This window comes from Micromonospora sp. DSM 43699 (genome assembly GCF_055517075.1).
In genome coordinates this window covers 24580-33808 of record NZ_JBTMMT010000033.1, presented here as the reverse complement: position 1 = coordinate 33808, position 9229 = coordinate 24580, and the positions used below count along the sequence as shown (strand labels likewise).

Sequence of the window (9229 nt, the reverse complement as noted above, 5' to 3'; positions counted from 1 at the left end):
GCGGACACACGAGGAACGGCGATGACCGACGTACTGATCGTGGGCTACGGCCCGGTGGGCCAGGTGGCGGCGATCCTGCTCGCCCAGCGCGGATTCACCGTGCGCGTGGTGGAGAAGTGGCCGACCCCGTACAGCATGCCCCGTGCGGTGTCCTACGACGGCGAGGCCAGCCGGATCCTCGCCGCCTGCGGCCTCGGCGACCGCCTCGACGCCGTCACCGAGCTGTCCGGCGAGTACACCTGGAAGAACGGGTTCGGCCGGACGCTGCTGCACGCCAAGGTGGCCGAGGACGGCCCCACCGGCTGGCCGGACTCCATCTCCTTCTACCAGCCGGGTCTGGAGGACCGCCTCGCCGAACGGGGGCGGGCCCTGCCCGGTGTCGAGGTGCACCGAGGGCTGGAGGTCACCGACCTGACCGACCACGGCGACCGGGTCGACGTGACCGCCGTCGACGGCGACGGCGCGGAGCACACCTTCACCGCCTCCTGGGTGCTCGGCTGCGACGGCGCGAACAGCTTCGTCCGCCGCTGGCTCGGCACCACAGTCACCGACCTGGGCTTCGGCTACGACTGGCTGGTCTGCGACGTGGTGCTCAACGAGCCGCACGAGTTCAAGCCCAACAACCTCCAGATCTGCGACCCGGCCCGGCCGCGCACCGCCGTCTCCGCGGGCCCCGACCACCGCCGGTGGGAGTTCATGCGGGTGCCGGGGGAGAGCCTGGAGGAGTTCCGCAGCGAGGCGAGCGCCTGGCGGCTGCTGGGTCTGTTCGACATCACCCCGGACACCGCCCGGCTGGACCGCTACGGCGTCTACACCACCCAGGCCTGCTACGCCGACACCTGGCGCTCCGGGCGGGTGTTCCTGGCCGGCGACGCCGCCCACGTCATGCCCCCCTTCCTCGGCCAGGGCATGAGCTCCGGCTTCCGGGCCGTGGTCAACCTCGCCTGGAAGCTGGACCTGGTGCACCGGGGCGTCGCCGACGAGTCCCTGCTCGACACGTACGAGACGGAGCGACGGGCCCACGTGCAGCACGCCATCCGGATGTCCATCGACTCCGGCACCGTGATCTGCGAGACGGACCAGAAGAAGGCCGCCGGTCGGGACGCGGTGATGCTGGCCGCGCTGCGTCGGCGTACCCAGCAGCGGCACGCCCGCTCGCTGCGTGAGGCGATCGTCGACGGCGTACTGCACCGCAACCCGGACGGCAGCCCCGCCCCCTTCGCCGGCGCCCCCGCCGTGCAGGGTCGGGTGGCCGTCGGCGGCCGGACCGGACGCTTCGACGAGGTGGTCGGCACCGGATTCGTCCTGCTCACCCGAGGTCCGGCCACGCTCGACCCGGACGCCACCGCGTTCCTTCACACCCTCGGTGCCCACCGGGTCACCGTGCGCACCGCCGACCACACCGACACCACCCCTTCCGCCCCCGGCGGCGGCACCCCCGCCGTCGACGACCCCACCGCGCCGATCGACGTCGTCGACCTCGACGGCGTCCACCTGGCCTGGCTGGCCGACGCGAACGCCGACGCCGTGCTGGTCCGACCCGACTTCTACGTCTTCGGCGTGGCGGCCGGCCCGGCCGGCCCGGCCGCCCTCGTGGACGACCTGCGTCGCCAGGTCTCCGCTCGGGCCCTGCACCCCTGACCATTCCCCGCTGCTGAAGGAGCAGACATGTTGGAGAACCTCCGCACCCTCGGCCGGGTGATCCGCACCCTGGCCACCAAGGATCCGGTGACCCGGGTCCGCCGCTTCTACGAGATCCAGTCCCCGGACGTGGAGTTCGCCGCCCGCAGCAGCCGGTACATGAACGTCGGCTACTGGGAGGAGGGCGTGACCAGCCTGGACGTGGCCGGCGAGGCGCTGGCCGGGAAACTCGCCGACGCCGCCGGGTTCAAGCCCGACGACACCCTCCTCGACGTCGGCTTCGGCTACGGTGACCAGGACTTCGCCTGGCTGCGCGACCGCCGGGTGGCGAAGGTGCACGGGATCAACGTCACCCCCCGGCACGTCGAGCACGCACGTGACCGTGCCCGGCGCGAGGGCCTGACCGGGCAGACCGACTTCCAGCTCGGCACCGCCACCGAGTTGCCCTTCCCGGACGACACCTTCGACCGGGTCGTCGCGCTCGAGTCGGCCTTCCACTTCTATCCGCGCAGCGCCTTCTTCGCCGAGGCGTTCCGGGTGCTCAAGCCCGGCGGCACCCTCGCCACCGCCGACATCATCCCGCTCAACGGCGGGACCCCCCGGATGTCCATCAGCTCCGGGCCGCTGAGCTTCGTCAAGTTCAGCATCCCGGACGAGAACTGGCACGACCGGAGTGTCTACGCCGAGCAGCTCACCGCGGCCGGGTTCGTCAATCCTGACGTGCAGTCGATCCAGGACCGCACCTGGGAAGGATGGCGACGGTTCCAGGCCGCCCGGCCCGACGACCCGGCGTTCCAGGCCGCCGCCGAGCGCAGCGCCGTCAAGGGGATGGCGAACCACTGGCGCGACGAGAACCTGATCAAGAAGGAGATCGCCCTGCTCGACTACGTCATCGCCGTCGCCCACAAGCCGTGACACGACGTGGCCCTCACCGTCCGGGGACACCCGGTGGTGAGGGCCACGACGTGCGTCGGGGCAGCTCCGGTCAGCCGACCGCCGTCCGGGTCAGCGTCGCCGAGAGGGTACGCAGGATCGCCGGCTGGTGCGGGGTCAGGAAGAAGTGCCCGCCGGGGAAGACGTGCATGTCGAACGGCCCGGTGGTGTGCTCCTGCCACACCCTGGCCTCGTCGACAGTGGTCTTCGGGTCGTCGTCGCCGGTGAACACCGTCACCGGGCAGGACAGCTTCGGCCCGGGGGTGTATTCGTACTTCTCCGCCGCCCGGTAGTCGTTGCGGATGGCCGGCAGCGCGGCCCGGAGCATGTCGGGGTCGCCGAGCGTCGCCACGTTCGTGCCGCTCAGCTTCTCCACGTCGGCGAGCAGGCCCTCGTCGTCGAGCAGGTGCACCGTCTCGTCCCGGTGGCAGGACGGCGCCCGTCGTCCCGACGCGAACAGGCGCGTAACCGGCCTGCCGGTCTCCGCCTCCATCAGCCGCGCCACCTCGAAGCCGAGGCTCGCGCCCATGCTGTGTCCGAAGATCGCCAACGGCTCGTCGATCCAGGGCCGCAGCACCCGGAAGACCTGCCGGGCCAGCTCCGGGATGTTGTCGACGCACGGCTCGTGGCGGCGGTCCTGCCGCCCCGGGTACTGGATGCTGAGGACCTCCACGGCCGGCGACAGCGCCCGGGAGACCGGGAAGTAGAAGCTCGCGGACCCGCCGGCGTGCGGCAGGCACACCAGCCGGGGCGTACCGGCCGGAGCCGGGTGGAACCGGCGTACCCACAGGCCGTTGTCGTGCTCGGTCATATCTCTGCGCGGTCCTTCCCAGCGATGGGGCCCGGGCGACCCGGCCACTCCACCGGACGCTATCCGCGCCGCCGGAGGTGGGCCACCCCTAGCGGACCGGCCGTACCGGTTAGGGGTTGTCGCAGGTCATACGACGCCATAGCTTCCCCGCAGAGGGGGACCCGTGGCTCTCGGGTGACGTGTACTCAAGGACGTGGAACCGAACTGGCCTGAGAATTCGCGCATGCGCACCGTCAACCGCGTCAGGTCTCCGCCGGCCACTGCGATGGGTCAGGTTGATGGACACCGAAGAGAAGCTCCGGGAGTATCTGAAGCGGGTCACCACCGACCTGAGGCGGACCAGGCAACGGCTCCGTGACGTCGAGGACGAGGCCCGGCAGCCGATCGCCATCGTCGGGATGGCGTGCCGGTTCCCCGGCGGCGTCACCTCGCCCGAGGCGCTGTGGGAACTCGTCGCCGCGTCCGGGGACGCCGTCGCCGGTTTCCCCGCCGACCGGGGCTGGGACCTCGACGATCTCTATGACCCGACCGGGGAACGCCCCGGCACCTCCTCCGTCCGGGAGGGCGGCTTCCTCCACGACGCCGGCCACTTCGACCCCCGCTTCTTCGGCATCTCGCCCCGTGAGGCCCTGGCCATGGACCCGCAGCAGCGGCTGCTGCTGGAGGTCTCCTGGGAGGCGTTCGAGTCCGCCGGGGTTGACCCGACCGCGTTGAGGGGCGGTCCGGTCGGTGTCTTCGCCGGCCTCACCCACGGCGACTACGCGGCCGGTGCCACCGACGTGCCCGACGGCGTCGTCGACTACCTCGGCCTCGGCAACGCCGGCAGCCTCAGCTCCGGCCGGGTCGCCTACACCTTCGGGTTCGAGGGGCCGGCGGTCACCGTGGACACGGCGTGTTCGTCGTCGCTTGTGGCGTTGCATCTGGCGGTGCAGTCGTTGCGGTCGGGGGAGTGCGACCTGGCCCTGGCCGGCGGCGTCTCCGTGATGCCCACCCCGGCGGTCTTCGTCGACTTCACCCGCCAGGGGAACCTCTCCCGCACCGGCCGGTGCCGCGCCTTCGCCGACGCCGCCGATGGCACCTCCCTCGCCGAGGGGGTCGGCGTCCTTCTCGTCGAACGCCTCTCCGACGCCCAGCGGCTCGGCCGTCGAATCCTCGCCGTGGTGCGGGGTAGTGCGGTGAATCAGGATGGTGCGTCGAACGGGTTGACGGCGCCGAACGGTCCGTCGCAGCAGCGGGTGATCCGGCAGGCTCTCGCGAATGCCCGTCTGGGCGCGGCGGACGTGGATGTGGTGGAGGCGCACGGTACGGGTACGACTCTTGGTGATCCGATCGAGGCGCAGGCGTTGTTGGCGACGTACGGGCAGGGGCGGGATGAGCCGTTGTTGCTCGGTTCGGTGAAGTCGAATATCGGTCATACGCAGGCGGCGGCGGGTGTGGCGGGTGTGATCAAGATGGTGTTGGCGATGCGGCATGGTGTTGTTCCTCCGTCGTTGCATGTGGATGTGCCGTCGTCGAGGGTGGACTGGTCGGTGGGTGGGGTGGTGTTGGCGACGGAGGCGATGCCGTGGCCGGTGGTGGGTCGGCCGCGTCGGGCGGCGGTGTCGTCGTTCGGTATCTCCGGCACGAACGCGCACGTGATCATCGAGCAGCCCGAACCCCTGCCGGCCGACGTGGATGTATCGCAGGCGGCGGTCGAGGTGGACCTGCCGGTGGTGCCGTGGTTGGTGTCGGGGCGGTCGGTGGAGGCTCTGGTCGGTCAGGCGGGTCGGTTGGCCGGTTTCGTCCGGGAGCGGGCCGGGTTGTCGCCGGTGGATGTGGGTTGGTCGTTGGTGACGACTCGGGCGGCGTTGGAGCATCGGGCGGTGGTGTTGGGTGCGACCGGCGGTGACCTGTGTGCGGGGTTGGAGGCGTTGGCCGGTGGTGCTGCCGAGTGGGCCGGCACGCTGGTGGTCGGGCAGGCCGTGTCTGGTCGTCTGGGGTTGGTGTTCACGGGTCAGGGTGCGCAGCGGCCCGGCATGGGTCGGGAACTCTACGATCGGTTTCCGGTGTTCGCGGATGTGTTCGATCGGGTGTGTGGGTTGTTCGAGGGTCGGCTTCCGTGTTCGTTGCGGGAGGTGGTGTTCGCCGAGCCGGGGTCTGATCTGGCGGGTTTGGCGGATCAGACGGTGTTCACGCAGGCGGGGTTGTTCGCGGTGGAGGTGGCGTTGTATGAGTTGTTGTCGTCGTGGGGTGTGACCGGCGACTTTGTGGCCGGGCATTCGATCGGTGAGGTGACGGCGGCGTGGGTGGCGGGGGTGTTGTCGTTGGAGGATGCGTGTGTGTTGGTGGCGGCGCGGGGTTCTTTGATGGAGGCGTTGCCGGTTGGTGGGGGGATGTTGGCGGTGGGTGCTTCTGAGGCCGAGGTGCGTGAGTTGGTTGGTGGTGGTGTGGATGTGGCGGCGGTGAATGGTCCGGCGTCGGTGGTGTTGTCGGGTCTGGTGGAGGATTTGGATCGGGTGGCGGGGTGGTGTGTTGGGCGGGGTTGGCGGGTGAAGCGGTTGTTGGTGAGTCATGGGTTTCATTCGCGGTTGATGGAGCCGATGCTTGAGGAGTTCCGGGCCGCGATTGCGGGTCTGGCCTGGTGTGCGCCGAGGTTGCCGGTGGTGTCGAATCTGACCGGTGGGGTGGCGGATCCGGTGGAGATCGCGGGTCCGGATTATTGGGTGCGGCATGTTCGTGAGGCGGTGCGGTTCGCCGACGGGGTCGCCACGTTGTATGGGCTGGGTGTGACCACGGTTCTGGAGGTGGGTCCGGATGCGACGTTGACGGCGATGGCCGCCGACATTCCGGCCGACCGGGCGGTGCATCTGGTTCCCGTGCTGCGCCGGGACCAGTCGGAGACGACGGCTCTGGTCACCGCCCTGGCTCGACTGCACGTGACCGGCACTGCGGTGGACTGGGCGGGCTGGTTCACCCATACCGGCGGCCAGCCGCGCACTGTCGACCTGCCTACCTACGCCTTCCAGCGACAGCGTTACTGGCTCAACGCCGGGCCGTCCGGTGCCGACGCCTCCGGACTCGGGGTGCGCGGTACGGAACACGTCCTGCTCGACGCCGAACTCGTCACCGCCGCCGACGACGTCCGGATCCACGGCGGGCGGCTGTCCGTGCAGACCCAGCCCTGGCTCGCCGACCACGTGGTGTGGGGCTCGGTCGTCGTACCGGGCTCGGCACTGGTGGAGATGGCGCTGCACGCGGGGGCGCAGGCCGCCTGCGACACGCTGGAGGAACTGACCCTCGCCGCCCCGGTCGTCCTGCCCGAGCAGGGCGCCCGTACGGTGCAACTCCACCTCGCCGCCCCCGACGAGCACGGCCGCCGCCGGGTCACCATCCACTCCCGTCAGGCGGACGACCCGCGCGGCGACTGGACCCGGCACGCCGAGGGCGTCCTCGCCCCCGGCACCCCCGACGCGCCGGAACCGCTCACCGAGTGGCCACCGGCCGATGCCGCCGCCCTGCCGGTCGACCCGATCTACGAGCAGCTGCACCGCCTCGGGGTGGATCACGGTCCCACCTTCCGGGGGCTGCGCGCCGTGTGGCGTACCGGCGACGAGGTCTTCGCGGAGGTCGCCCTGCCCGACGGCACCGGCACCGGCGGGTTCACCCTCCACCCGGCCCTGCTGGACGCGGCGCTGCACGTCGTCGGCCTCACCGACGAGGTCGACGCCGACGCGTCCGGGGCCCGCCTCCCGTTCGCCTGGTCCGGCGTCACACTCGCCGCCGTCGGCGCGACCCACCTCCGGGTACGCGTCACCCGGACAGGTTCGGCGGTCTCGCTGACCCTCGCCGACGGTGCCGGTGCCCCCGTCGCCCGGATCGGCTCGCTGCTCTCCCGGCCCGTCGGCGCCGGCCAGCTCGACTCCACCGGATCGGCCGGGCTGCCGCTCTTCGACGTGCGGTGGTCGCCGCTGACGCTGCCGTCCCGGCCGGCGTCGGGGATCGTGGCGCTCCACGCCGCCGCCGGACTCGCTGGCTCGTCGCTGGCCGGTGGACTTCCCGCGCTCGTCGACGACATCGATGCCGGCCGGCAGGATTCCCGACTGGTGCTGCTCCCCGTCGAGGACACCCCGTCCGGCGATCCCCTCGCCTCGGCCCACACCCGGCTCGCCGAGGTCCTGGCCGCCGTGCAGGAGTGGCTGGCCGACGACCGGTTCGCCGATCGGCGGCTCGTCGTGCTCACCCGGGGCGCGGTCCCGGCCGGCCCGAGCGCAGAGGTGACCGACCTGGCCGGTGCCACCGTCTGGGGTCTGGTGCGCACGGCGCAACTGGAGCACCCCGGCCGGTTCGTGCTGGCCGACCTCGACGGTGGGGTCGACGCCGACCTGCTCGGCCGTGCCCTGGCCAGCGACGAGCCCCAACTCGCCGTCCGTGACGGGCAACTGCTCGTACCCAGGCTCACCCAGGCCGACGCCTACCCGACTGACACCACCGACCTGCTGCCGGACGGCACGGTGCTGGTCACCGGTGCCACCGGCACCCTCGGCGGCATCATCGCCCGTCACCTGGTCACCGCGCACAAGGTCCGGCACCTGCTCCTCGTCGGCCGGCGCGGCCACGAGGCCCCCGGCGCGGCCGACCTCCTCGCCGACCTCGCCCGCCTCGGCGCGCAGGTCCGCCTCGTCGCCGCCGACGTGGCCGAGCGGGACGCGGTCGCCGCGCTGCTCGCCGCCGTCCCCGCCGAGCACCCGCTCACCGGGGTGGTGCACGCCGCCGGCACCCTCGACGACGCGGTGGTCACCGCGCTGACCCCGGAGCGGGCCGCCGCCGTGCTCCGTCCCAAGGCGGACGCCGCCTGGCACCTGCACGACCTCACCCGGCACCTGGACCTGCCGATGTTCGTGCTCTTCTCCTCGATCGCCGGCCCGCTCGGTGGCCCGGGGCAGGGCAACTACGCGGCGGCCAATGCCTTCCTCGACGGTCTGGCCCACCACCGGCACGCCGCCGGGCTCGCCGCGACCTCCCTGGCGTGGGGGCTGTGGGAGGAGGGCAGCGGGATGACCCGGGACCTGGGCACCGGCAGCCGGGAACGGATGGCGCGCCAGGGTTTCGTCCCGCTCGGCACCGACCAGGCCCTCGCCCTCTTCGACGCCAGCCGGCGCAGCCCGCAAGCGCTGCTGCTGCCCGTCCGCCTCGACCTGGCCGGGCTGCGGACCATGGACACGGTCGAGCACCTCCCGGCGCCGCTGCGCGGCCTGGCCGGCGTACGCGTGCGGCGCAGCGCCGCCGGGTCGGCCGCGCCGGCCGGCGGGTTCCGCGACCGGATCGCCGCAGCCTCCGACAAGGAGCGACGCCGGCTGGTCGAGGAAATGGTCACCGGCCAGGTGGCCGAGGTGCTCGGGTACGCCTCATCGGCCGCCGTCGGCACCGGGCAGTCCTTCACCGAACTCGGCTTCGACTCGCTGACCGCCGTGGAACTGCGCAACCGGCTCACCAGCCTGGCCGGTGTGCCCCTGCCGGCCACCCTGGTCTTCGACCATCCCACTCCGGAGGCGTTGACCGGGCACCTGATGGCGCAGTTCGGCCCCGCCCGATCCGTGCCGACCCTCCTCGACGAGCTGGACCGGCTGGAGGCGGTGTTCGCCGCGACCCCGGCGGGGGCCCTGGCCGAGCTGACCGCCGACGAGGAGACCCGCACGGCGGTGACCGCGCGGCTCAGGACGCTGCTCACCCGTTGGGAGGGCGAGGTCGGAGACACCGACTCGGCCGCCCCGTCCCTCGACGACGCCAGCGACGACGAGATCTTCGACTTCATCGACAGCAGGTTCGGTCGTTCCTGACCGTCGAACCGCCCCGCTTGCCGACCAA

4 protein-coding genes are annotated in these 9229 nt (G+C 72.0%); 3 read left to right on the top strand and 1 reads right to left on the bottom strand.

The genetic code is table 11. The annotated features are described in order from the left end of the window. The first annotated feature begins 21 nt into the window (after positions 1-21). Together mhpA and AC0AIB_RS17505 are read left to right on the top strand one after the other, a co-directional pair. Complete coding sequence (gene mhpA / locus AC0AIB_RS17510) at positions 22-1641, top strand: bifunctional 3-(3-hydroxy-phenyl)propionate/3-hydroxycinnamic acid hydroxylase MhpA (protein WP_328348260.1); 1620 nt, start codon at positions 22-24, stop codon at positions 1639-1641. A 27-nt stretch (positions 1642-1668) separates the two neighbouring features. Continuing rightward, positions 1669-2556, top strand: coding sequence for an SAM-dependent methyltransferase (locus tag AC0AIB_RS17505; protein ID WP_328348258.1), 888 nt, complete (start codon positions 1669-1671; stop codon positions 2554-2556). 70 nt (positions 2557-2626) lie between these two features. Here AC0AIB_RS17505 and AC0AIB_RS17500 read toward each other — a convergent pair whose 3' ends face one another. Beyond that, on the bottom strand, positions 2627-3385 hold the full coding sequence (locus tag AC0AIB_RS17500; RefSeq protein WP_328348256.1) for a thioesterase II family protein: 759 nt from the start codon (positions 3383-3385) through the stop codon (positions 2627-2629). Between the two features lie 275 nt (positions 3386-3660). Here AC0AIB_RS17500 and AC0AIB_RS17495 point away from each other — a divergent pair, with 275 nt between their 5' ends. Further along, the gene (locus tag AC0AIB_RS17495) at positions 3661-9201 is read left to right on the top strand and encodes a type I polyketide synthase (RefSeq protein WP_465097076.1); all 5541 of its coding nucleotides are present in this window, start codon (positions 3661-3663) and stop codon (positions 9199-9201) included. Positions 9202-9229: the final 28 nt, after the last annotated feature.